17 protein-coding genes are annotated in these 25,671 nt (G+C 37.5%); 5 read left to right on the forward strand and 12 right to left on the reverse strand.

What is annotated here, in order from left to right:
• Positions 1 to 125: 125 nt before the first annotated feature.
• Positions 126 to 2,072: a T9SS type A sorting domain-containing protein gene (locus tag M0R38_02875; GenBank protein MCK9480688.1), complete on the reverse strand. Its 1,947-nt coding sequence runs from the start codon at positions 2,070 to 2,072 to the stop codon at positions 126 to 128.
• An 82-nt stretch (positions 2,073 to 2,154) separates the two neighbouring features.
• Entirely contained in the window at positions 2,155 to 3,189 is a 1,035-nt protein-coding gene (gene holA / locus M0R38_02880; GenBank protein MCK9480689.1) for a DNA polymerase III subunit delta, read from the reverse strand.
• Positions 3,190 to 3,230: 41 nt separating this feature from the next.
• On the opposite strand from holA, the gene M0R38_02885 reads away from it, so the two are divergent.
• On the forward strand, positions 3,231 to 3,680 hold the full coding sequence (locus M0R38_02885; protein ID MCK9480690.1) for a type I restriction enzyme HsdR N-terminal domain-containing protein: 450 nt from the start codon (positions 3,231 to 3,233) through the stop codon (positions 3,678 to 3,680).
• Positions 3,681 to 3,687: 7 nt separating this feature from the next.
• On the opposite strand, the gene asnB is transcribed toward M0R38_02885, so the two are convergent.
• From asnB to M0R38_02900, 3 genes are read right to left on the reverse strand one after another with little or no spacing between them, the layout of a single operon-like run.
• Positions 3,688 to 5,517, reverse strand: a complete 1,830-nt coding sequence (gene asnB, locus M0R38_02890) for an asparagine synthase (glutamine-hydrolyzing) (GenBank protein ID MCK9480691.1) — start codon at positions 5,515 to 5,517, stop codon at positions 3,688 to 3,690.
• Between the two features lie 7 nt (positions 5,518 to 5,524).
• Positions 5,525 to 6,601, reverse strand: coding sequence for a glycosyltransferase family 4 protein (locus M0R38_02895; protein MCK9480692.1), 1,077 nt, complete (start codon positions 6,599 to 6,601; stop codon positions 5,525 to 5,527).
• Positions 6,602 to 6,614: 13 nt separating this feature from the next.
• The gene (locus tag M0R38_02900; GenBank protein ID MCK9480693.1) at positions 6,615 to 7,307 is read right to left on the reverse strand and encodes a phosphatase PAP2 family protein; all 693 of its coding nucleotides are present in this window, start codon (positions 7,305 to 7,307) and stop codon (positions 6,615 to 6,617) included.
• Between the two features lie 33 nt (positions 7,308 to 7,340).
• Here M0R38_02900 and M0R38_02905 point away from each other — a divergent pair, with 33 nt between their 5' ends.
• From M0R38_02905 to M0R38_02915, 3 genes are all read left to right on the forward strand, one after another.
• Positions 7,341 to 7,733 (forward strand): START-like domain-containing protein, encoded by a 393-nt coding sequence (locus tag M0R38_02905; protein MCK9480694.1) that lies wholly within the window; start codon positions 7,341 to 7,343, stop codon positions 7,731 to 7,733.
• A 79-nt stretch (positions 7,734 to 7,812) separates the two neighbouring features.
• Positions 7,813 to 9,171, forward strand: a complete 1,359-nt coding sequence (locus M0R38_02910; GenBank protein MCK9480695.1) for an LptF/LptG family permease — start codon at positions 7,813 to 7,815, stop codon at positions 9,169 to 9,171.
• A 5-nt stretch (positions 9,172 to 9,176) separates the two neighbouring features.
• Positions 9,177 to 10,355 carry a glycosyltransferase family 4 protein gene (locus M0R38_02915; protein MCK9480696.1) on the forward strand — a complete coding sequence of 393 codons (1,179 nt, stop codon included), beginning with the start codon at positions 9,177 to 9,179 and terminating at the stop codon, positions 10,353 to 10,355.
• Here M0R38_02915 and M0R38_02920 read toward each other — a convergent pair whose 3' ends face one another.
• From M0R38_02920 to M0R38_02950, 7 genes are all read right to left on the reverse strand, one after another.
• The gene (locus M0R38_02920; GenBank protein MCK9480697.1) at positions 10,356 to 10,802 is read right to left on the reverse strand and encodes a GtrA family protein; all 447 of its coding nucleotides are present in this window, start codon (positions 10,800 to 10,802) and stop codon (positions 10,356 to 10,358) included.
• Complete coding sequence (locus tag M0R38_02925; protein MCK9480698.1) at positions 10,799 to 11,701, reverse strand: LD-carboxypeptidase; 903 nt, start codon at positions 11,699 to 11,701, stop codon at positions 10,799 to 10,801. Before M0R38_02925 ends, M0R38_02920 begins: the two co-directional genes overlap by 4 nt.
• On the reverse strand, positions 11,698 to 13,044 hold the full coding sequence (locus M0R38_02930) for a saccharopine dehydrogenase NADP-binding domain-containing protein (protein MCK9480699.1): 1,347 nt from the start codon (positions 13,042 to 13,044) through the stop codon (positions 11,698 to 11,700). The genes M0R38_02925 and M0R38_02930 overlap by 4 nt, the downstream gene beginning before the upstream one ends.
• 143 nt (positions 13,045 to 13,187) lie before the next feature.
• Positions 13,188 to 16,583 carry a PKD domain-containing protein gene (locus tag M0R38_02935; GenBank protein MCK9480700.1) on the reverse strand — a complete coding sequence of 1,132 codons (3,396 nt, stop codon included), beginning with the start codon at positions 16,581 to 16,583 and terminating at the stop codon, positions 13,188 to 13,190.
• Positions 16,584 to 16,767: 184 nt separating this feature from the next.
• Positions 16,768 to 18,513, reverse strand: a complete 1,746-nt coding sequence (locus M0R38_02940; GenBank protein MCK9480701.1) for a PKD domain-containing protein — start codon at positions 18,511 to 18,513, stop codon at positions 16,768 to 16,770.
• A 1,859-nt stretch (positions 18,514 to 20,372) separates the two neighbouring features.
• Positions 20,373 to 23,843 (reverse strand): PKD domain-containing protein, encoded by a 3,471-nt coding sequence (locus M0R38_02945; GenBank protein MCK9480702.1) that lies wholly within the window; start codon positions 23,841 to 23,843, stop codon positions 20,373 to 20,375.
• 137 nt (positions 23,844 to 23,980) lie between these two features.
• On the reverse strand, positions 23,981 to 24,631 hold the full coding sequence (locus tag M0R38_02950) for a protein-L-isoaspartate(D-aspartate) O-methyltransferase (protein ID MCK9480703.1): 651 nt from the start codon (positions 24,629 to 24,631) through the stop codon (positions 23,981 to 23,983).
• 80 nt (positions 24,632 to 24,711) lie between these two features.
• On the opposite strand from M0R38_02950, the gene M0R38_02955 reads away from it, so the two are divergent.
• On the forward strand, positions 24,712 to 25,668 hold the full coding sequence (locus M0R38_02955) for a hypothetical protein (protein ID MCK9480704.1): 957 nt from the start codon (positions 24,712 to 24,714) through the stop codon (positions 25,666 to 25,668).
• Positions 25,669 to 25,671: the final 3 nt, after the last annotated feature.

Here is a 25,671-nt window from a genome sequence, read left to right on the forward strand (position 1 = left end):
TCTAAGGATTTGTTCAATAATGTTGTGTTCAAAAGTAAGCATGATTTTATGATTTCAAAGTATAGAAACACAAAAGGCTGCCATAAATGGCAGCCTTTTGTACTAAAATATTTTGCTATGATTTGTTATTCTACAATCATTTTGCGTGTAACCGTATTGTTTCCGGCAGTAAGTGTGTAGAAATAAACACCACTGCTGTAAGTAGCAGCGTCAACAGTAATAATATGATTACCTTGATTAAGATTTGATATGTTATTGCTGAACATTACCTTTCCTGTCATGTCTTTTACTTCAATGTGTAGAGAAGGAGTAAAATCATTCAAGTAAATTGCGATATCAGTTTGACCATTAAATGGATTTGGAGTGTTTTGAGAAACTACAAAAACATTTGAAGGTTTTACGGTGTAAACATTAAGTCCCCAAATATTGCCAATTGAGCCATCTAAGATGTCTGCTTTAGGCACTGCAGCATAAAGAATGTCATTTCCATTTTCAGGGATTGGGTGATTGCTGGCAGAAGCTGAATTGTTTGCCAAGTTTGTACCCGGACGGTCATCTTGTTGGAAAATAACATGTAAATATTCATTTACCCTTCTTGCTACTGAAGGAAAGTCGTTTTCTTTGTTTAGCATTTTGGTAATTGCTTGTGGAGCGCTCCAAGTAGTTCCTCCATCTTCTGATACCATCACAAATAATGCACGATAATTCAAGTTATTATCATCTAATGCACCTTCAACAGGGGCAGAGAAAACCACATAAAGATTTCCATCAGCATCAATTGCAGCTACTGGTTGTCTAAATAGGGAAGTGTTTTGTAAACGTGCAACAGAATATAGATCACCGGGTATGTTTCCGTTTTGTAATCCTGAGAGTGTGCCCGGTTCAATGCTGTATTGACCGTCTTCATCTCTGTCTAACATACTACCATTAGCAATAAGTTGGGCTTCGCTAAGGTCTTCATTCCAATACATAATGCCAGCAATGCCGGGGAAGAAGCTATAACTGTCATCGGTAGAATCTTGTTTAAGCACCCTGCCTAAGCCATACCAAACATGGCATTTTCCATTTGCATCAATTAAAACATCCATTGTTCCATCACTACAGAATGGAGAATCAACTGTAAGTACCCCTTGTCTTAGTGGAGGATAAGGAAATGAATCTACATAATAGTGTGTGAATGTAGTACCATTGTCTGTAGATTTCCATAGTGCTACATCAGTTCCCAGTCTTCCGGATATAATGGCTACAATACTATCTTTTACATCAATAGCATAATTGTCGCCACCGCCAAACGCCCATCTTGTGGAGTCATATTGAGGGAGCATAGAATGTTCAATATCCCAAGTTTGACCACCGTCAGAAGAACGTGAATAAGTCATTGGAGCTTTGATACCGTTCACCTTTGGTGCAGGAGGGTCTGAAGGAGCAGAAGAGTCAGCATAGTTGCTAATCACATGGATGTAGTTCAATCCATCTGTCCCGATTCGAGCCCATAATGGTCTTAGTTTGGTTTGAGTCAATATTGGACTTTGTGTGAATGAGGTGTTGCCAAAAGCAGAATTTTTTGACATTATAAAACCTCCATCCTCAGCACTATGAGCAATAATAACTTCTTTAGAGCCATTAAGCATGCCTATACTGGGCCAACCGGTTCTTTTGTTTTCAATTCTTGGAGTTGCGCCATCAGGAACAGTCATCCAATCTGTTTTGTTAAAATGGTTGTAACCTGTACCTCTTTGCGCAAAAGCGTTGTCTGTAGCAGTAGTCCAAACTGCACTAATAGTGCCGTCCGGATATAGAATAATTCTTCTTCCCATTGCAGCATTGGATTGTTGGTCATACTTGGTATTTCCTATTTTGATATAGGAGAAATTTATGTCTCGTCTTTCAACTACAGTGGACTTAGAAGGTGCAACAACGGGATTAGAATTTGGTTGTATTACAATAGGAGCCGCATCAGTAGTTTTGACCGGCATGTTGTTTACTACAACCTGGTTTGAATTAATCTTGCTTTGGGCAAAAAGTGCACCTGTCGCAAGAATGCTAAGCAGTGATAAGTATATTTTTTTCATCTCAGGAATTTGTTAATTATTAATGGGTGTAAAAATAGGAATTTTTATAACACAACAAGATATCTAAAGGTAAAATGCCGAATTAGTTACTATGGGTGGCAAATATCTTAAGTACCATCTCACGCATCATTTCTCCGGTCGGAGTTGCATTACCTCCTACACCCTTGGATTTCAAGTCATAGTATTTGAGAATGGCAAAAACTTGCTCAACTTTTTCTGAACTGAAATTAGCCGCAGCCATTCTGTATTCAGTAAGGATAAACTCATGTATGCCCAATTTTGATGCTAAGCTTCTGGCATCTAATGTCTTAAACTCGTGATAGAGTAATATTTTTTTAAAGTATGAAAATAAATTGCCAATGATTACTATAAAGGGGTTTTGAGTCGGATTGTTGGCTAAATAATTGATTATTTGGATGGACTTGTTGAAATTGTTGCTGCCAATTGCTTTTTGCAACTCAAAAACGTTAAAGTCTTTGCTGATACCGATGTTCTCTTCTACATGTTTTGTATTGATGAGTTGCACTTCCTTCGGTAGTTGCAGAAGCATCTTGTCTATCTCATTTGCAATTTTCCCTAAATCATTTCCCAGATATTCTGCAATGAGCAAAGAAGCTTGCGAATCAATGGCTTTGTCTAAGCTTCTGATATATTTTTCAATCCAACCCGGAATTTTGTTTTCGTATAATTTCTCACTTTTGAAGAAACCATATTTCAAAAACAGTTTAGCCACTTTTGTTCGTTGGTCCAGTTTGTCAATTTTGTAATTGAGAACAAGTATTGTGCTCTTGAGTGGGTTTTCCAAATAAGGGACAAAATCGTCCATTTGGTTTTTGGGGAGGTTCTGGGCTTCTTTTACAATAATGACTTGATATTCAGCCATCATGGGATAGCGCTTTGCAGCCATGACAATATCTTTCACTTTGACTTCTTTTCCATACATGATTGTTTGGTTGAATTGTTTTTCTGTAGGTGTTAATACAGTTTCTTCAATCAAATCGGATATTTTTTCTATGTAGTATGGTTCATCCCCCGAAAGAAAATAGACAGGTTGAAATTCCCTGTTTTTAATTGAGTTTGAAAGTAGTTTAAAATCTTCTTCGGTATTCTTTGCCATAAGAATTGCGTTTGCTGCTTTATCTTTAATTTGCAGTTGAAATGCAGAAGATTAATTTGCCTGAATTTGCACCGCTCCTTAAGAATATTGGGCAAAGAAAATACATTTTTGATTCTTTTAGGAAAAAGTTTGTAACACTCACGCCAGAAGAGTGGGTCCGTCAACATTGGGCATATTTTTTAGTAACATATATTGGTGTCCCAAAAGGGGTTATTGGTATTGAGGTGTCATTGAAGTACAATACCATGAACAAAAGGGCTGATATAGTGGTTTTTGATAAGTCTCAACAACCTGCTTTAATTGTTGAATGTAAAGCATCTCATGTAGCTTTGACGGAGCAAACATGTTTACAAATTGCAAACTATAATGCTGTGTTTAAATCAAAATTTTTAATCATCTCTAATGGGATGGAGCATTTTTTGTTTGAAGTGGATTTCCAGTCAAATACAATTTTTCGACTTCAAGAACTTCCTGTGTATAGTGAATGGTAATCTTATGTTATTTAATATTGTTGCGGTCTAACCAATTTGTTAACACAATCAAGCCCCAGAAGATGTTCCAATGATGATTTTGTTTCCCAATTTTAAAGTCGTTAAAAGCACTTTGCCAACTTTGTGCATGAAGGAGTTCTCTGTAAGCTAATTTGTGGATAGCATTCTGGACATATTCGGAAAGTTCATTTCTTAACCATTTATCCCAAGGTAGTACAAACCCCATTTTTTTTCTTTGGATTATTTCCAGTGGTAATAGATCTGAAAGCGATTCTACCAACAAAGATTTTTGTGCCTTTGATTTAGTCTTATAAGCATCAGGTGTATTTAAAACATACTCCACCAATTTGTGGTCGAGAAAGGGAACGCGCACTTCAAGTGCGTGGCGCATACTCATCTGGTCTGTATCTCTTAACAATACAGGTTGTAAGTAATAGTGTAGCTCTGCTTGTGTTAATTGGCGATATCTTTCAAACGAATTGTTAAAAAATGATTCTGAAACAATGGGTTGATAGCTACCTAATAAGTAATTGCAATCAGATTTGCTCAGCATACTTCTCAATGTTTCATAAGCTTGGGCAGGATGGAGTGTGTTCATTGAAAGCAGTTCATATAGCTTTTTGTATCGTGTATTTTGATTAAAGCTTAACAAGGTACTGCCGCATTTTCTAACAATAGTTGGAACTTTTCCAAGTTTATTAATTATTAACGGTAGTTGTGCAAAGACAGGATATCCACCAAATAATTCATCACCGCCAAGCCCTGATAAAGCCATAGTGATTCCGGCTTTGCGCGTAACTTGTGAAACAATATAGGAGTTGGCTCCATCAAAACTTGGATGGTCGTAGGCGTTGAGGATATTTTCTATTTCTTCTAAAAATAGTGTTGGGCTTAATTTAATCTCTGTATGTTTTGTGCCATATCTTTTTGCAACTTGTTTGGCATAATAGGCTTCAGAGAATTCTTTTTCTTCAAAACTAATGTTAAATGTATTCACGCTGCCGGACATACATTCACTCATAGCAGCAGTAACCGCTGTTGAGTCAATTCCACCGGATAGGAAAGCTCCAAAAGGTACGTCCGCAACAAGCCTTTTTTCAACAGCATTCATGAAAAGTGTTTTTATGTCTTTTTTACATTGCTCATAGCTTATTTCATTGTTTGTTTCTAATGTCGGCTCCCAATATGAATGGAAGTCGAAAGTCCTTTCTGAAATAATTGCGAAAGAGGCAGGAGGAATGGATTTGGTGTTTTGCAACAAAGTGTCTTGGCCTGAAACTGTTCCAAGTCGGAAGAATTCCGAGATTTTGCTCTTGTCTAATTGGGCTTGAAATAGATTACTTGCCAACAGCCCTCTTATTTCAGATGAGAAGACAATGAAGTTGTCAGTTTTGTAATAGTAAAGAGGTTTTATTCCTAATCTGTCTCTTGCAATAAAAAGGTTTTGTTGCGCTTGGTCATAAATAGCAAATGCGAACATCCCCTCCAAATATTCCAACATTTGTGTTCCCCACTTGATATATGCTGCAATCAGTACTTCTGAGTCGCTTGAGGTTTTGAAAGGGTATTCCGGTAGAAGGGATTTGATTTTTTGATAATTATAAATCTCACCGTTAAAGATTAAAACAAATCTACCATCATGACTAAACATGGGCTGGTTGCCGGCATTACTTAGGTCAATAATAGAAAGTCTGACATGCCCTAAGCCGACATTGTTCTGTAAGAAAATTCCATTGTTGTCGGGTCCTCTGTGTTGTATGGCTTCATTCATCTTCTTGATATGCCATTCTTCAACATGGTTTTGATTGAAATGAAATATGCCGTTTATGCCACACATATAAGTACTAACGATTATTTAGTAAATCAAAAAGGGTTTCAGACCACGAGTTTAGGTTAATTTTATTTGAAAGCAATACACTGGTTTCTGCCATGGCATTGTATTGAAGCTGATTAAGACTTGCGGCTTTCAATAATGTTTGTTTTAATGAACCGATATCATCAGGAGGAAAACTAAAACCATTTTTCCCTTCATGTAAAAATTCAGAGCCTGCTCCGACAGCAGTGCTGATTAATAAAGGAAAACCTGCGGCAGCAAACTCATGTACAACTACCGCCCAGGGTTCAAAACGACTGGGTAGAATAAAAACTCCTGTGTCTTCAATAAACTTGCCCATTGCGTTAGGTTGAATAAAGCCCCAATGTTTAATGTCTTTGTGTTCAACCCTTTTTTCAAAATCCAATCCAGTACCCAAACACCATAATTTCCACCCTTGCAATGTACCATCTTTTTTTAAATCTATAAATGCTTGCCACAAATTTTCAAGTCCTTTTGCAGGAATATACCTTGCAACACAAATGAATCGCTTTGGAAACTCTTTAAACTTCTTGTCTTTAAATTGATGATAAAAAGTACTGAAAGAGTTGGTATCTCCGCAATAATATCCGGTTTTTATCTGCTTTTCTTTGAATCCCAATTTGAGGGCATATTGCTTTTGAGGTAATCCCGGTACCCACGCTTTATTAAAGGTCTTATGAATGGTAAAGGGTGCTGTAAGTTGCAAAAGCCTTTGTTTGAGACTGCCATTCCAATGATTGTCCATTGCTAATATAACAGGAATTTTCTTGACAAATTCTTTGCAAACAGCCAAGTAATCTTTGTCAATCCAGCCTGAGCACATTATTAGATCAGGTGCAAGTTTATCGGCAAAGGCAGACAACGATTGTTTGTCAAATTCTTTTCTGTTATAAATATATAATCTGTTTGTTGTCTTAAATTCAAAAGGAGCCTCGGCATTAACCGGGTATTTCACTAAATGAATTTCTACATGTTGAAATCGGTTCAGGAAATGGTATAACGAGCTGGAAACATACTGTGCAATTTCAGTATAGAGTATTAATATGGTGGCAGCTCTTTGGTTCATCACAGTTTGTTAGTCAAGAATAGAATGTTTTTTTATGAGATGTAAGTGATAAGGGAGGGATAAGTTGTATTATTAGCAATGTATTGATTGCCCCAATTAAAGCACCTGCCAATACATCTTCAGGGAAGTGCATTCCGTTATAAATTCTGGAGATGCCGGCAAGCAATGCCAATATAAAACACAAAGAATAGCACCATGGCTTATTCACTAATAATGCTATGAAAAATAATCCTGTGAAAGCAGTAAACGTATGTCCTGAAGGGAAAGATTGCCAGTATTTCACAGACAAATATGGTGAAAAATGAACGGATGATGGAGTATCAATAAAAAACTTTGCAGGGCGAGGAGTTTGTGTGAAAACATAGTTTTTAAGTGAGAATGAAATAATAGCATTCATTACGAATGCAATACAGATGTTGAGTATTTGGGATTTATATCTGAACCAAACAAAAATAATGGCAAATACAATCAGGGGCCATTCGCCCAACAACGTAAAAAGAAAGAAAACGAAATCAACCGCTCTGCCTCCGCAACGATTTAAAAGAAAAAAAATATTTTCTCTACCAAGAGCTATAAAAGCAATCCATCCAATAACCTGTAAACCAATAAGATAAAAAATAAAATGGTTAGAAATAGATTGCTTAAGAGACGGTTTCATTAGGAATGTGGGTTCAAAAATAAGCGAATAATTTTGCCTGTCAGACATAATTGATATAAATTGCACCCAAAAGAAAATCTCATGAGTGAAAGGGTCAAATTAGAAATGGAGTTTTTGATTAATTCTTCTCCTGCAATCTTGTTTAATTTTATAAGCACTGCATCCGGTCTTTCTCAATGGTTTGCTGATAAGGTTTCAGTCAGAGGATCTGAATTGATGATTTTCTCATGGGGAAATGAAGAGGTTAGAGAAGCTAAAATTGTCAAAAAAGCTTTTAACAAGTTCATTAGATTTGCATGGTCTGATGCAGACAGTAAAGACGAGTATTGGGAAATGGAAATTTGCAAAGGAGAATTGACAGAAGACATCATGTTGTATGTTACTGAATTTGTTGATCCTGATGAGGAAGAAGAAATATCAAATTTATGGTCAAGTCAGATAGATGATTTAAAAGAAACACTCGGAGTTAATTAAGTTCCTCTGCTTGAAAAAGTTAAACACACTCATTCTTAAATCTTTTATTGGTCCTTTTGTGGCCACGTTTTGTATTTCAATGTTTCTGTTTCTTATGCAGTTTCTTTGGAAATACATTGATGAGTTTGTTGGAAAGGGACTGGAATGGCATGTATTTGCAAGGCTGCTCTTTTTTGCAATGGCTGATTTAATTCCTTTTGCATTGCCATTAGCGGTATTGCTTTCGTCCATAATGACCTATGGCAACCTTGCCGAAACTTCTGAATTGGTGGCAATTAAATCAGCAGGAATTTCATTGAGAAAAGTCCTGACTCCAAGCTTTATTGTAATGCTTTTACTGTCATTACTCACTTTTTATTCTTCAAATATAATTATACCAAAAGCCAATCTGGAATTTAAAACATTGCTCTGGGATATTCGGGAGAAAAAGCCTGCATTTAATATTAAAGAAGGCGTTTTTTACAGTCAGATTGAGAACTTTTCAATAAAAGTATCCAAGAAAGAGAAAGACAACCAAACCGTGCGCAATATTATCATCTATGAAAAACAACCGGATAACCCCATGCTCAATGTGATTCGTGCTGAATGGGGAGTTATGAAGTTGTCTGAAAACGAACGCGCTTTACTGTTCACTCTGTATAATGGAGTGCGATATGAGGAGATGACCGGTTCGCAAAACTATTATAGAACACGACCTCACAATACGATGAAGTTTGCCAAGCAGGTGATGGCATTTGACTTATCTCAATTGGATTTAAAAAAGACCGAGAAAGAATTATACAAAGGGAATTATAGGTTTTTGAATGTCAAAGAGCTTACTGTGGAAATAGATTCCATGGATAAAGAAATCTTGCAAAGTAAACAGCAGTATGCAAAATATATAAAGCCCTATTTTTCTATCTATAATACGCAATATAGTAAAAGAGATTCTGTTACCGCTTTGAGCCATAATAAGTTGATTGATAATTTTGCAAAGGTGAAACAAGAAGAATTGATTAACACAGCTCAAGATAATGTTAGAAATATATTGAGTATGGTCGAATCCAATCAAACAAGCCTTTCCGAACTTACAAATGAAGAGCTGAAATATGCCGTAGAGAGACAAAAAAAGTACACATTAGCAGCCGTTATTTTAGTGCTGTTTTTCTTAGCAGCACCTCTGGGTGCAATCATTCGTAGAGGTGGATTAGGTTTGCCGATGGTAGTGTCCATCTTGTTATTTATTCTGTATTATGTAGTAGATATGATTGGAACTAAAATTGCAAAAGAGGGAATAGTAGATGTTTGGTTGGGTACATGGCTCTCAACCCTTGTGCTGACACCCGTTGCAATTTGGATTTACTATAAAGCCTCCCGTGATGCAGCATTATTTGAAGGAGGTATTATTAACAAATTAGCGAATAAGCTTAATTTTAGAAAAAAGGTTATCCCGTCTTGAAAAGGGTGCTCATCATAGGTAACAGAATTCCTTTGCCTGCCAGAGATGGAGGTGCTTTGGCTATACTGCAAATACTTAAATTGTATGTTAAAGCAGGATTTGAAGTTGATTTTGTAACACTCAATACTTCAAAACATTTTGTTACAGAGGATATCATTCATTCAGAATTGGACTTTCTGAACTCGATTGAGAAAGTGAATATTGATACTCAATTGAAATTGGGAGCTTTACTCAAAAACCTATTACTATCAGCAAAGTCATATAATCTGTCAAGATTTTATTCAAAAGAGCTTGAAGACTTGATTTTGCGTAAGATTCAGGAAAATGAATACGATTGCATACACATAGAGAGCCTATTTGCAGCAACAGTATTACCTGTGCTAAAGCAAAATTTTCAAAGACCGATTTATATTAGAGTGCATAATATTGAGCATCAAATATGGCAGCGAATGGCGGAAAATGAACAGAATATTTTCAAGAGAAAATATTTGAAAATAATGGCGCAGCGTCTTCAAAAAGAAGAGTTGCTATTGTTGTCTCTTGCTAATGGCTTGTTACATATTTCCAACAGTGATTTAGCATTTTTTGAATCGCAACTACCGGCAGTAAAACATATTTATTTGCCTTTTGTTGTTGAAGAAAATACTCAGATTGAATACCCTGATGCTACACCTGCATCGGTAGGTTTTATAGGTTCACTTGAGTGGTTGCCGAATCAACATGGTTTAGATTGGTTTTTGGATAAAGTTTGGGCAAACGTCAGGGTTGCTATTCCTGATGCAGTTTTGAGAATCGCAGGAAAAAACATACCGGATAAATATAGGTCAGATGAGCATTGCGGAATAGAAGTAATGGGAGAGGTGCAGTATGCGAATAATTTCATGCACCAACAACAAGTGCTAATTGTACCCTTGTTTTCAGGAAGTGGAATAAGAATTAAAACCATTGAAGCAATGGCAAACGGAATTGCTGTGGTGAGTACAACAATTGGTGCGCAGGGTTTGGGTGTTGTTCCCGGTGAAGATATTCTCATTGCGGATACAGCTAAAGACTTTTCAAAAGCGTTGATACTATTGCTTACTAATGAAATGTTGCGATTAAAATTGAAAAAAAATGGGGAGTCATTTGTACAACATAATCACAATGAAAGCAAGGCGATTAGTGTGCTAAAGTCCTTATGCTGATTATTTCTTAAATACCCAATATTTCTGTCCAAAGAAATTCCAAATGGCAGACATAATTGTGGCAAATACAAATGCAAACAACTTGTCCAATTGCAGTGTAATGTTAAATAAATCCTTGATTGTCGTATTGTTGATTTGGATAAACAACTCGTAGTAGGGAAGTAGCTTTAGAAAAATTTCATTTACAGAAACATTAATTAATAATGACACGCCATATATAGCAAAGAATTTTGAGAGTTGGTTTACACCGGTCTTTCTTTTGTCCTTCCAAGTCCATAATTTATTAAGAAAAAAGGTGTAAAAAGACCCGGTAATAAATCCTAATGCTTTTGCAATACTCAATGATTCGAGAAAGAAAGATGTGCCATAATATACTACCAAGTCAACAAGCACCGCAGAGATACCTATGATGATATATTTAACTATTTGTTTTCGCGAATCTCTCACCTGATTGCAAAAGTAATTTTATTATTTTTAATCGAAGCAAACCATCCAATTGGGATTGGAAAATTCATAGCTATATGTCCAACAGGGAAATTTGATAAATAAGGAATGTTTAATTTGTTTGCATAGTATGCACAAATCTCCTCAGCTGTTTTCCCAAAAGGAACAGTGTTGTCATGCATATCCGTAAGTCCGCCAGAAATAATCAGTTTGACTCCTTCAAAAAAACCACTCCTTTGCAGTGAATTGAACATGCGGTCAATGTGATATAGATATTCGTCCAAGTCTTCAATAAATACGATTCTTCCTGTATTGTGCGATAAACTCTTTGAACCCATTAAACTATAAAGCACAGATAGGTTGCCGCCTGTAATTTGAGCACTTTCGATATCATGAACATCTTGTCCCTGTGGCAATGAATAAGTGAGTTCACTTGTCTTTAGAAAATGTGCTGTTAATGATGCAGATTCATGAAATAAAGGGTCGTTATATTGCACGAATGACAATGGCATGAGGCAATGCAAAGAAGGGCATTTATATTGATTAAGGAGGTGTTGGTGAATGGCTGTGATATCGCTATAACCGCAAATCCACTTCGGATATTTTTTTAATAAATCCCAATTGACATGGTCAATAATTCTTGCAGAACCGTAACCCCCTCTTGCACAAAAAATTGCTTTAACCTCCGGATTAGACAATAGTTCATTGAAATCGCTGATTCTTTGCCCGTCAGAACCTGCAAATTGGTTGTCAGAATCAAATAAATGTGAAGCAAAACATACCTTCCATTGATGTTGGTTACACCATTTCTTGAAACCTTGTAACTCTTCTTCTACAACTTTACGTGCAGGTGCAAGAACACCAATCGTGTCTCCGTTGTTTAATTTAGGTAGTTCAATCATTTAATTTCTGTTTCATTTTCAATAAATGTAATGCCAAATTCGCTTAATTCATTAAGGATGGGAATGTATATTTCTGAATGGAAGGGTAGTATTACACCTGTTTCTTTGATTTTTCCTGTTGCTAATAGTTTCACTCCCATTGCAAGAGGCAATCCAACAGTATCGCTGATTGCCGTATGATATACATCTTTCCCTTCAAGCGACATTAAGCTGGTATGTTGGTAGTGCTTATGATCTATTGTGTATTCTACTTCATGATACATCAACAACATATCTTTATCTTGCTCATTGAGTTTCCATTTCTCTAACAATATTTTTTCCAAAATTTCAGCAGCAGTGTATGTACCGTAGGGAATAATTTTCTCAGAATCTAATTCAAGATATTGGATTTTCTCCCATGCTTCTTTGCTCAACGAAGTACGAATGAGTTGTTCAAAAATGTGCTTATTGGAAAATGTATCCGCTGAATCTGTAAGTTTTAAAAAAAAGTCTTTATATGTATAGTCAGTTGGTATGTTGATTTTAGTAATGTTTTCTGTCGCACCAAGCAAAGCTAAGGCATACCATGCTTCACAAAAACCTGGTCTGCGCAAGGTTCCTCTTATGATGGTTGGTACACCATCAATCTTGTAATGTTTTGAATAATCAAGAGAATTACGGTTTGCATAAGCTTCATAGCTCCCCACGTTTGGAAGATCAAATGACCAAAGCTTGCTGAAGAGCCGTGGATAAGGGACATAGTATGTGAGCTTATTCTCGCGATACCTTGCCATTTCTCCCTGCCCTGCAATAACTACGTTTTTTGGGTTCCATGTGAACTTATACTTCCATGGGTTATCCAATTCGTCCTTTAATGACATCAGTGCTCCTGTGAAACTCTTGAAACTATGAATCTTTCCATCCTTATTCTTAATATTCTCTATGATTCTGCATGCAGATAAATGGTCAATACCGGGATCAGCACCCAGTTCAAAAAGAAAAACTAAGTTCTTTTCTTTTGCCTTTTTATTTAGCACTTTGATTTCATGCTTCGCATAGCTTGCGGTGAGCATGTGTTTAGAATGTTTTAAACAAAGTTTGGCTACTTTAAGATGGAATAAATGGGGAAGCATGGACACAACAATAGTTGCATCAATAATAAGATTTTCCATGTGTACTGCATCAGAAATGTTAATTTTAACTACTTGAATATGAGGGTAATCAATTGTCTTCTTTCGAACTAAGTCGAGATCTAAGTCTGCGACTGTTAATGAAATGGGACTCTTTTTAGTCCATTTTCCAAGATAGTTTATCAGACTCCCGGAAGAACGCCCCGCTCCTAAAATCAATATATGCTGTTTCATGAATTTCCTTGACAAAGTAAGTGAAACTACTATTGAGAAAAAATGAAATTCATGTATAATTAATAACAAAGGAGATTCATTATTATATACAAACAAAAAAGCCTCCGCGCAGCGGAGGCTTTTTGAACATTCAAAGTCGGTTTTTACTTCGCAATAATAACCTTGTGAGTCAGCACTTGATTGTCATGTGTAGTAACTCTAATCAAGTACACCCCGTTCGCCATGTTTGACAAATCGATGATGTATTGAGCATTTGTGTTGTTTTGAGTAGATAACAGAACAGTTTCACCCACCATGTTTGAAACAGCGATATTGCTTACGGTAACATTGTTGTTGTTAGCAATAGTAACAATGCCATTACTTGGATTAGGGAAAAGTTCGAAACCTAATTGAGCAAAAGTTGAGTTTACATCAAGGTTCTGAACCACGTGTTCCAATGTTTTTTCGCACTGGCAACCTTCGGGAGAAGTTACAATTAATTTCACTTTGAACTTACCATCATTGCTGTATTGGTGGTTAGGGTTAGGCGCAGTGGAAACAACTCCGTCTCCAAAATACCATTTGTAGTCAGCACCTACCACCGGCACATCAAAGGTATATCCTCTTTGTCCGAAAGTCCAATCGTGATTAATTGTGAAATCGCAAGAAGGAATAATACCCACATTCACAGTTTTAGAAATAGTGTCAGGGCAAATACCAAACTTAGAAGATGCAATCAAAGTAATAACATAGCTTTCAGGAGATGTATTTGAGTATGTATGAAGTGGTGTAGTCATATCACCGTATGTCATGCCATCGCCCATATCCCAGAAACTATGGAAATTGCCAAACTCAACTGTAGTATTGTTAGCAAGTTGGAGTGTGTTGCCGGCACAAGTGGTTTGTGCGATATCGAAATCGGCATTGGGACGATAACCTGTTCTTACTGAAGATGCTTTAAAAGCCGAACATCCATTGTCATAATTAACAGTCAGACTCATATTGTATTCTCCTGCGCTGTCAAATTTCACAGAAGGCTCTCTGTCTGCGTATAAAATTCCATCAATATTCCATATAAAATCAATAGTGCTGTATATATTAGTAATTCCACTATTGAAGATAATTGGACTGTTGCTGCACACATCGGACGTAGAGAAGTTAATGATAGGAGCTTCCATCACCACAATAGATTTAGTCATAGAATCAACACAGCCAAATTGTGATGTTGTTTTAAGAGTAATCAATTGTTCACCGTATGCAGTAAATGTTACTAAAGGATTTTTATCAAATGAACGCACATTGTTGCTTCCAATGGTCCATTCGCTACCCCATGATGAGAATGGAATGGTTGTGAGGTTGCTCAAGGTTACATTGCTGTTCTGACAGATGCTGGCAGGAGAAGTAAAATTAGCAACAGGGTTGGGATAGTTATAAACAGATTTTGTTATTTCAGAATGACAACCATTGTCAGACGTAGCAGTAAGTGTTACTTGATAAGGACCGGGTTGTGTATAAACATGAGTAGGGTCTTTGAGTGTACTTTCGTTTTCGTCACCGAAATTCCAAACGTAAGTCATTGTACCCGCAGCTAATGTACTATTATTGGTAAACTGGAATGGATTCAAACCGCATTGATTTTTAAAAGTAAAGTCAGCAACCGGACTTTCAATAACTTCAATAGTTTTATAAACTGAGTCAGCAAAACCTAAATCAGAGGTTGCAACCATTTTAACTGTGTATATACCTTTAGAAGCATACAATTTTTGAGGTGCAAATTGTGTAGAAGTTGTTCCATCGCCAAAATCCCAAAAAGTTGAAATAATCGTACCGGAAGCAATCTCAGTAAGATTGACAAATTGGAGTGTTGTGCCGAGGCATCCTCCGGCATCTTCCACTGCCACTGAAGGCATAGGTGCTATATGTAAGTATCTAATCGTTGTCGTGTCACATTTACCATAGGATTTATCAGTAACTGTGTAATATAAGACAACGGGTAAGTCAACATCTGATGCATTAAATTTAAGAGAAACATACGCATCGGTTGAACCGGATGGCGGATAAAATGAATATCTGTTTGAAGGCATTACAGTACCATCGATGGTTGCTTCAAACTTACTGGTCCAAGTTGTGCCATATCCGGAATTTGAGTAGCCAATTGGTGGTGAAAAGTGATAAATGAAAACTTTGTCATGTGTTACCAAATCCGGTTCGTCATTTTTAATAAACCCAGGAAAAACTATGTCCGGATTAAAATTCGCACCAAAAGGCAATGAAGTTACATCAAAACTTTTAGATATAGCGTTATTGGAGTTGTCCATATCATTACTTAGTACAGTAAATGTTAATGAGTTATTTCCGAGCACTGTAGGTTTTAATTTATAACCGGGAATTCTGAAAACCTTGGTTTCGCCAACTTCAAGACCAACTAGTTCAAAATGTTTTATAGTAATGCCTGATGCCCCCGGCATTGATATATTAATGTCCACCATAGAACGTCTTCCGGGTCCATTGCTTCTGAGCGTTACATCTATATCATATTCATTGTTATGACAAAGTATTCCCGGTGCGGCAGCAATCACAGGTTGCACATCTAGTACTTCAATATCTGAGTATTTGGTTGCAAGAGTTAGTATTTCAACATATCCATCTCCGTTATTATTTCCTTGAGTATTTGTTTGAGCGACTCCGCTATTGTATGAACCTCCTCCATCACCATAATCATAATATTGGCTACCTCCATTGTATCCTCCACCGCCACCTGCTCCGCAACTACCTCCGCAACTACTATGAGCACCACCACCACCGCCAAATCCTCCTTGTGCAGTAGGTGCTGAGCTACTGAGTCCACCAGCTCCACCATTCAAAAATGCCTTTCCCCCTGTTACACCATAACTGCCTGCACTTCCTGAGAGAGCTCCGTCAGTCTTATATCCTCCACCTGCGCAAGCAATTACTCCCTGTGCTGTTCCGCCATTTTGTGTTCCGTTGTTGGTTGCCAATCCGGGATTACCGTCTCGGTTCATAGCACCACCACCACCACCGGCAACAATAAGAATCGTATTGGTTGTTACGTTCACTACATAAGAACCACCGCCACCACCACCACCGGTACCATTTATTCCTTTTTGACCCACGAGAATATATATTTCTTCACCGGCATTCAAATCAAAAGTTCCTTGGATTGTAGCGCCCTTTCCACCCACAAAAGAACCACTATTGTAGTCCCCGCCTTTTGCACCTGCAACGGTTATTTGGTATGTACCATCATCTGGCACCCTCCATGATTGAATACCGCTAATAGATGTAACTTTCCCATCTAAATTAGTTGAGCTGTATGCAGAGTTAATTTGGGCTTGTGTCGGACCTAATCTTGCTGTTGCACCTGCAGTGGTAAATTTATAAGTTTGTCCAAATACAGTCGAAGTGCAAATGAAAAAAAGTGATAGTAATAGATTCGGTACAAATTGATTACTAAGATACCACCGGATTTGCTTAGATAGCTTGATTCTGTGTGTAATAAGCTCTGATGGTGTGTTGTAAATGTTGTAATGTGTTTTCATGATTATTAATAGGTAATTTACATAGTGCTAAATTATATGAATCTATTTGAATTCTTCTTCTTTTTTTTTCTTTTTTTCCGATATAGAGCGTTATCTAGTCCTAAATCGATAAAAATGAGTTTGTTAATTTCACAAAAAAGCTTCCCTTTTGAGGAGGCTTTTTTGTGATTTACTTTCTTCTTGATTACTTCGCAATAATAACCTTGTGAGTCAGCACTTGATTGTCATGAGTAGTAACTCTGATCAAGTACACCCCGTTCGCCATGTTTGACAAATCGATGATGTATTGAGCATTTGTGTTGTTTTGAGTAGATAACAGAACAGTTTCACCCACCATGTTTGAAACAGCGATATTGCTTACGGTAACATTGTTGTTGTTAGCAATAGTAACAATGCCATTACTTGGATTAGGGAAAAGTTCGAAACCTAATTGAGCAAAAGTTGAGTTTACATCAAGGTTCTGAACCACGTGTTCCAATGTTTTTTCGCACTGGCAACCTTCGGGAGAAGTTACAATTAATTTCACTTTGAACTTACCATCATTGCTGTATTGGTGGTTAGGGTTAGGCGCAGTGGAAACAACTCCGTCTCCAAAATACCATTTGTAGTCAGCACCTACCACCGGCACATCAAAGGTATATCCTCTTTGTCCGAAAGTCCAATCGTGATTAATTGTGAAATCGCAAGAAGGAATAATACCCACATTCACAGTTTTAGAAATAGTGTCAGGGCAAATACCAAACTTAGAAGATGCAATCAAAGTAATAACATAGCTTTCAGGAGATGTATTTGAGTATGTATGAAGTGGTGTAGTCATATCACCGTATGTCATGCCATCGCCCATATCCCAGAAACTATGGAAATTGCCAAACTCAACTGTAGTATTGTTAGCAAGTTGGAGTGTGTTGCCGGCACAAGTGGTTTGTGCGATATCGAAATCGGCATTGGGACGATAACCTGTTCTTACTGAAGATGCTTTAAAAGCCGAACATCCATTGTCATAATTAACAGTCAGACTCATATTGTATTCTCCTGCGCTGTCAAATTTCACAGAAGGCTCTCTGTCTGCGTATAAAATTCCATCAATATTCCATATAAAATCAATAGTGCTGTATATATTAGTAATTCCACTATTGAAGATAATTGGACTGTTGCTGCACACATCGGACGTAGAGAAGTTAATGATAGGAGCTTCCATCACCACAATAGATTTAGTCATAGAATCAACACAGCCAAATTGTGATGTTGTTTTAAGAGTAATCAATTGTTCACCGTATGCAGTAAATGTTACTAAAGGATTTTTATCAAATGAACGCACATTGTTGCTTCCAATGGTCCATTCGCTACCCCATGATGAGAATGGAATGGTTGTGAGGTTGCTCAAGGTTACATTGCTGTTCTGACAGATGCTGGCAGGAGAAGTAAAATTAGCAACAGGGTTGGGATAGTTATAAACAGATTTTGTTATTTCAGAATGACAACCATTGTCAGACGTAGCAGTAAGTGTTACTTGATAAGGACCGGGTTGTGTATAAACATGAGTAGGGTCTTTGAGTGTACTTTCGTTTTCGTCACCGAAATTCCAAACGTAAGTCATTGTACCCGCAGCTAATGTACTATTATTGGTAAACTGGAATGGATTCAAACCGCATTGATTGTCAAAAGCAAAGTCAGCTACCGGAGTTTCAATAACATTAATAGTTTTAATCATAGAGTCAGCAAACCCTAAGTCAGAAGTAACAACCAATTTGACATTGTATATACCTTTCGTGTTAAATACTTTTTGAGGTGAGAAGAGAGTAGAAGTAGAACCATCGCCAAAATCCCAAAATACTTTAGGAATTGTTCCGGAAGCAATAGATGAATTATTTACAAATTGCAACACACTTCCTAAGCAGCCTCCAACATCTTCATAAGTTACATCAGGCATTGGAGCAATATGTAATTGACGAGATATAACAGAATCGCACATACCGTATGATTTATCTTTTAAAGTAAAGTAGATAAAGACATCTTTATCAATATCTTCTTTTTTAAACTTCATAGTAACATACCCGTCATTACTTCCAGAAGGAAATACAACATTGTATCTGTCAGATGGTAGTGCTTCGTCATCCATTACTGCATAAAAGTTGCAAGCCCAAGTGGAACCATAGGCAATGTTAGCATATCCTGTTGGAGGTTTAAAATTATATCGATAAGTTTTATCATGAGTTATTAAATCCGGTTTATCTGTACCAGGGTATCCCGGGAAATTATTGAAATTATTATCAGGAAGGAAACTACTTCCATAAGGTAATGAAGTTACGGGATAGTAGTTTGTTACTCGGTTGTTAGTTGTGTCGTCACTATCGCTTAAAACCTTAGTCAGATTAAGTGTAATACCTCCTGTTCCGGTAGTAGTCATTGTAACTTTCTGTGAAGATATACGGTAAACCTTTGATGTGCCATTAGCAAGATCACGTACATCGAAGAAATCAAATTTTAATACAGGCATACCCGGTACGGTAACTTCAAAGTTCAAGAATGTAGCATCATCCGGTCCATTATTTTTTAAAGTAATATCAAATTCATAAGGTGTTTTAACACACATTACTCCGGGATTAGGAGTAACAGGTTTTACAGATACTGCTTCAATATCTGCGGCTCCTACACTGATTACGGTGATATCCACCTTTCCGTGTCCGGTGTTTACACCCGGTGTATTACTTTGATTATCTCCAACGTTATAAGAACCACCGCCACCGGCCATATATCCCCCATCTCCACCGGAGTATCCACCACCACCACCACCACCATTACAACCCCCGCCAGAACCGCCACAACCAAACCCGCCATCTGCCGATCCACACGACCCTCCGGTACCTCCTTCAGCGCCATTGATAAATGCTTTGCCACCATTACCCCACGTACCATCATTCGCACCATCGCCAAGTAGTCCGCCACCTGCGCTGCCCCATGAAGATGAAATTGCTCCGCCATATCCAATACCGGATGGCTTTGCATTACAAGGGCTAGTAGAACTTATCATTAGCTCGCCACCGGCTTTAGTAATGCGCCCGTCACAACTGTTTTGCGAAACAGCTGCTCTAGAACCAGCACCCCCGCCTGCAATGATTAAAGGAGTGTTATCCGTTAAGGTTACAAAACTACCACCACCACCACCACCATTGGACCCATATGAGCCTAGTCCGGCTTGACCTACTACAATTTTTAATGTTTGCCCGCCTATCAAATAAAATTCACCGGACATTTTTGCACCTTTCCCTCCGGTATATCCTGATTGAGCATTAAAGCCCTGACCTCCGTAAGCCTCAATTTTATATGTACCTGATGCCGGCACCGTAAAAAGTTGAATGCCATTTGAGGATGTAACTAAACCGCTAAGGTTAGTTGATGCATATGCGGTGTTAATTTGCGCTTGTGTTGGTCCTTTAGACCCGACAGCACCACAGTTTGTAAACTTGTACACTTGTTGTCCGTGTAGAAATGTGCATGCTGAGAGCAAAATTCCTAAGAATGACAACTTGAATACTCTTTGACTGCTCCACCCTAAGGTAAAAAAGTGTTTAGTAATGGATAAATTGTAATGTGTTTTCATGTGAGTAAAATTTATTTCATAGATAATTACACTTCAAACATAGATAATTTATCAATTTGTTGTTTGCTTTTTCATTAAAAACTTTTTTAGTACATTTATATTGGCATTGTAAATTATTGAAAATAAATGTAATACAAACAAAAAAGCCTCCGCAAAGCGGAGGCTTTTTGAACATTCAAAGTCAGTTTTTACTTAGTAATTATCACTTTGTGTGTCAACACTTGATTCTCAAGTGTTGTAACTCTGATTAAATATACCCCGTTTGTCAAATCAGACAAGTTAAGAGTGTATTGACTGTCAGCATTATGTTGAGAAGAATTCAGTACAGTTTCACCCACGATATTGGTTACTGAAATATTGCTAACGGTTACATTGTTGTTATTGGTGATAGTAACAATACCATTGCTAGGATTAGGATATAAACCAAATCCGAACTGAGCAAAAGTAGTATTCACATCAAGGTTTTGAACCACATTGTCAATCACTTTTTCACATTGACAACCCTCTGGAGAAGTAACAATTAACTTCACAGGGAATTTGCCATCACGATTGTACTTGTGAATAGGGGATTGTTCGTTAGACAAAAGCCCATCACCAAAATACCATTTGTATTCAGCACCTTGGTGTTCAGGAGTAAAGGTATAGCCTCTTTGACCAAAAGTCCAATCATGTGTAATATTAAAGTTACAAGAAGGTACAACACCAATGGTAACATCGTGCGCAACAGTGTCAGGGCAGATCCCGTTTTCTGAAGTAGCAACTAAAGTAATGGTATATTGAGTAGGAGCAGCATTGTTGTAGATGTGATTAGGAGTAACCACATTTGAGTAGGTAGCTCCATCACCCATATTCCAATAATAAAGAGCCTTGTTGTAAGCAACAGTCGTGTTATTGGAAATGCTAATAGGCTCACCGGCACAAGTAACATCAGGGAGAGAGAAATCCGCATGGGGTCTATAACCGGTTTCAACTACCATAGATTTAGAAGCTGAACAAGCGTTGTCATAAGTGATATTTAGGCTTACATTATATTTTCCTGCTTTACCGATACTGAAAGTAGGGTCAGATTTAGCTGATAGCATTCCCCCCACATTCCAAATATAATCCACTTTAATGTTTTGAGGAGCATCAATACCGCTGTGGAAAGTAACAGGTGTATTAGAACAAACATCAGAATAGGTAATATTAATGCCGGGACCCGGAATAACATTAGCTAATTTGACAATAGAATCAGTACATCCGAATTGTGTTGTTACTTTTAATTTAACCCACTGTTGTCCATGTTCCTGAAAGACGATAGAAGGACTCTTTTCAAAAATTCTCATATTGTCATTTTCAACAGTCCATTCGCTACCCCAAGAAGAGAATAAGATAGAAGTAGTATTGCTCAATGTTACATTGCTGTTCTGACAGATGGTGTTTGGCATAGTGAAGTCAACATTAGGGTTAGGATAGTTGTAAACTGGTTTAGTAACTTCAGCGTGGCAGCCATTATCAGACGTAGCAGTAAGTGTTACTTGATAAGGACCGGGTTGTGTATAAACATGAGTAGGGTCTTTGAGAGTACTTTCGTTTTCATCACCGAAATTCCAAACGTAAGTCATTGTACCCGAAGCTAATGTACTATTATTGGTAAACTGGAATGGATTCAATCCGCATTGATTATCAAAAGCAAAGTCAGCAACCGGTGTTTCAATAACATTAATAGTTTTAATCATAGAGTCAGCAAACCCTAAGTCAGAAGTAACAACCAATTTGACATTGTAAATACCTTTCGTGTTAAATACTTTTTGAGGTGAGAAGAGAGTAGAAGTAGAACCATCGCCAAAATCCCAAAACACTTTAGGAATTGTTCCGGAAGCAATAGTTGAATTATTCACAAACTGCAACACACTACCCAAACAACCACCCACATCTTCATAAGTTACATCTGGCATTGGCGCAATATGCAATTGACGTGTTATTACAGAATCGCATATACCATTCACTGATTCTTTAATAGTAAAGAAAATAGAGACATCTTTATCAATATCCTCTTTTTTGAAATTTAACGTCAAGTATCCATCAACTCCACCCATAGGGGCTACAATATTATATCTGTCAGCAGGGAGTGGTTCGTTGTCAATTACCCCACTGAAACTAGTTGACCAAGTTGTACCATATCCGGAATTATTATAACCTGTAGGTGCAGTAAAGTTGTATCGATAAGTTTTATCATGAGTAACTAAGTCGGGTGTGTTATTACCTGGGAAGCCGGGAAAATTAGCTGCCGGAGTAAAGTTAGTTCCATAAGGCAATGAAACAACATTATAATTTGTGTTCGAGGTATTGTTATTGATGTTGTCACCATCACTGAGTACTTTTGTGATTGTTAGGGTTAACGCTTGATTCCCTGTAACACCACAAGAAATTTTATCAGTAGAAATGAGGTATGATTTTGTTTGACCATTACCTAAATCGCGAATATCAAAGAAGTTATAGGTTAATGTATTCATGCCGGGGGCGCTAACTTCGAAGTTTATAAACGAAGCATCATCTGGACCGTTATTTTTGAACGTTACTTCAAATTCATATGGAGTTTTAACACACATTGTATTTGGCTTTGGTGTAAGGGGTTTTACAGCAATTGCTTCAATATCAGCCTCTCCTACACTTATTACGGTAATTTCTACATATCCGTGCCCATTATTATAAGTGCCTAAATTAGTGATTGGATTGCCTCCAAAAGAGGATGAGTTTTCATATTTGCCATCTGAGGTTTTAACATCAGTTGCCGTAGCTAAAATATAAGAACCTCCTCCGCCTCCACTAGAAATAGATTGAGTTTGGCTTCCACCTGCGCCACCGGAATATCCACCACCTCCACCACCACCTCCTGTATTTCCATGGGTGCCACCGCCACATCCAAACCCTCCTATACAATCTGCAAACCATGCAGAAGTACCTCCAGTCGCACCATTTTTAAACCCTACACCGCCACCACCCCAGGTGCCATTTGTTCCATTAGTTAGAAAACCTCCTCCTCCTCCAACACCTGCAGGACTTGTACAGCCATTTCCACCATTACCATTAGTTCCACCGGAACACATGGCATTGCCGCCTTTTGTTGTTGTTTGTCCATTTGCATTGCCTAAACCGGAACCAGAAGTTTCTTGTCCACCACCACCACCTGCCACAATAATAGGTACATCTAGATCAGTTGCAACGAAGGAGCCGCCTCCGCCAGAACCTGATCCTGAAGGAGAGTAATATCCCCCCATTTGTCCAACTAGAATTTTTAACTTTTGACCACCAATTAACATAATATTAGCTTGAATAATAGCCCCACGTCCATAATTGTTTCCACCTCCACCTCTAGCTCCAGCTAATTTAAATTGATATATTCCAGATGCAGGGACTGTCCAGTATTGAAACCCGTTGGTGCATGTTACTTGGCCATCCAACGTGGTAGCAGTGTATGTTGAGTTTACTTGCGCCTGAGATGGGCCACTTGCACCAGTTGCACCACAGTTTGTAAACTTGTAAACTTGTTGTCCATAGAGCAATGAGCAACATGATGTGCATAGGACAATGAACGACACTTTGAAAAGTGTTGACGTAAGTGTTCTCCAATTTCTCTTGAGGTTTACATGTAATTTTGTGTGGTATTGTGTTTTCATGATATGAATTATTTTGTCATTATTATTTCAGGTTGCGAACATAAATAAAAGATGAATGTTTTGCAAATTAATTAAGCGTTTTTCAATATGATTTGAAAAGATTAATAGCCAAAACTGAATGTATGCGGTATGTTTGTTTACCAGCCTTGCTCACCAATGAGGGGTACAAAACTAAAGTTCTCAAAAATTTCTGTTTTGTAGTTTAAATGGTCGATTTTGATGAGCTTAACCATTTTTTGTTTGTTTTCGGCATTGCCAACAGGGATAATTAATGTTCCGTTTATTTGTAATTGGTTGAATAGGGCAGTAGGTATCTTTGGAGCACCGGCTGTTACAATTATTTTGTCAAAGGGTGCATTTTCTTTCCATCCTAAGGTACCATCTCCTAACTTAGTATTAACATCTATTCCGAGTTTATGCAAAAGAGTTTTTGATTTTTTATGTAATATTTCAATCCTCTCAATGCTCCAAACCTCTGCACCACAGAGGCTAAGTATTGCGGCTTGGTATCCGCTGCCTGTGCCTATTTCCAGTATTTTTTCGCCTTCTTGCGGATTGATTAATTGAGTTTGAAATGCAACTGTGTAGGGTTGTGAAATGGTCTGACCTTCATCTATTGCAAATGGTTTGTCTTGATATGCAAAATGCTCGAACTCGTGAGGGATGAAAAAGTGTCGAGGTAACTTTTGAATGGCATATAATACCTTTTCATTGGTAATGCCTTTGTTTCTGAGAGCTGCTACTAACTTGTTGCGAAGTCCTTGATGTCTGGGAGTGTCTTGCAAAATTTACACAAAAACTAATTGGTTGAAAATAATGATTTTAATGGCTGCAAATAAATTAAATTATTTGTACCTGCAAAATAATCATGATTAAACTCGGTGTAATTGGTACAGCCAAGCAAGTGCAATATGTTACTGAGACGGCTGAAAAGACAGGGAAATACTTAATATCAGGCACCTATATTCCTTCTGCAACATCATGGGAAGATGCGTTTTTTGATGCAGAGTATGAAAATTTCCTCAAAGGTTCTGATTCTCTTTTCTTTTGTGATGGGATTGAATGGTATCCTGCTTTAGTAGAAAAAGCTATTTATAATTTTAAGCATATCTTTTCTGATGGCTTACAATCAGAAAGCAGTATAAGGTTAAAGGAGTGGGAAGGGTTGGTATATGAAGCCGGTGTTGTTTTCCATGCAGGTAATCAATTTTCTGTTTCTCCTCCATTTCTGTCCGTTTGGCAATATCTGAAAAAATGTAATTGGATTGAAATAACAATCAAATTGCCCTTTAAAGATAGAGCACACTTTCGTTCGGTTCTCAGCCAAGCACTTGAGTTGTCAATTAAATCGGTGAGAGGCACTATTGATAAGTTTAACAAAAATGAATCCTATCTCTTTGGATTGGATTTTCCGGAACATTTTTCCTTGTGGATGGACAGCAATGGTGGTACTAATTGCAAAATTAACATTGAATATAGTAGGTATGACAGGGAGGTTAAAGCAGTTTTTGGAACCAATGAAAGACTATTTGAGGTAGATTTTGAAGGTCAATCTGTGTGGGAATTGCAAAAGAGTGAAGAGAATATTCATGCTGCCGGTTTGTTTAACAATGAAAATGAATTAGAATTGCAGCAGCTATTGCCCGAAATTAAAAAAGTCCAAAAGCAAGTTATCTATTTCGATACGTTGCATAAGGAGTTGCTTAATTTTTGGGACAATATCACCAATCACCTTAGCCCCTTAACCGGAATAAATGAACTTGTTGAAGTATCGATTTTGTGCGAGAAAGTTTTTCCTGAATCCGACAAGTTTCAGACTTGCTAACTT

The sequence above is a fragment of the Bacteroidia bacterium genome, from assembly GCA_023228875.1.
Taxonomy (GTDB): domain Bacteria; phylum Bacteroidota; class Bacteroidia; order NS11-12g; family UBA955; genus JALOAG01.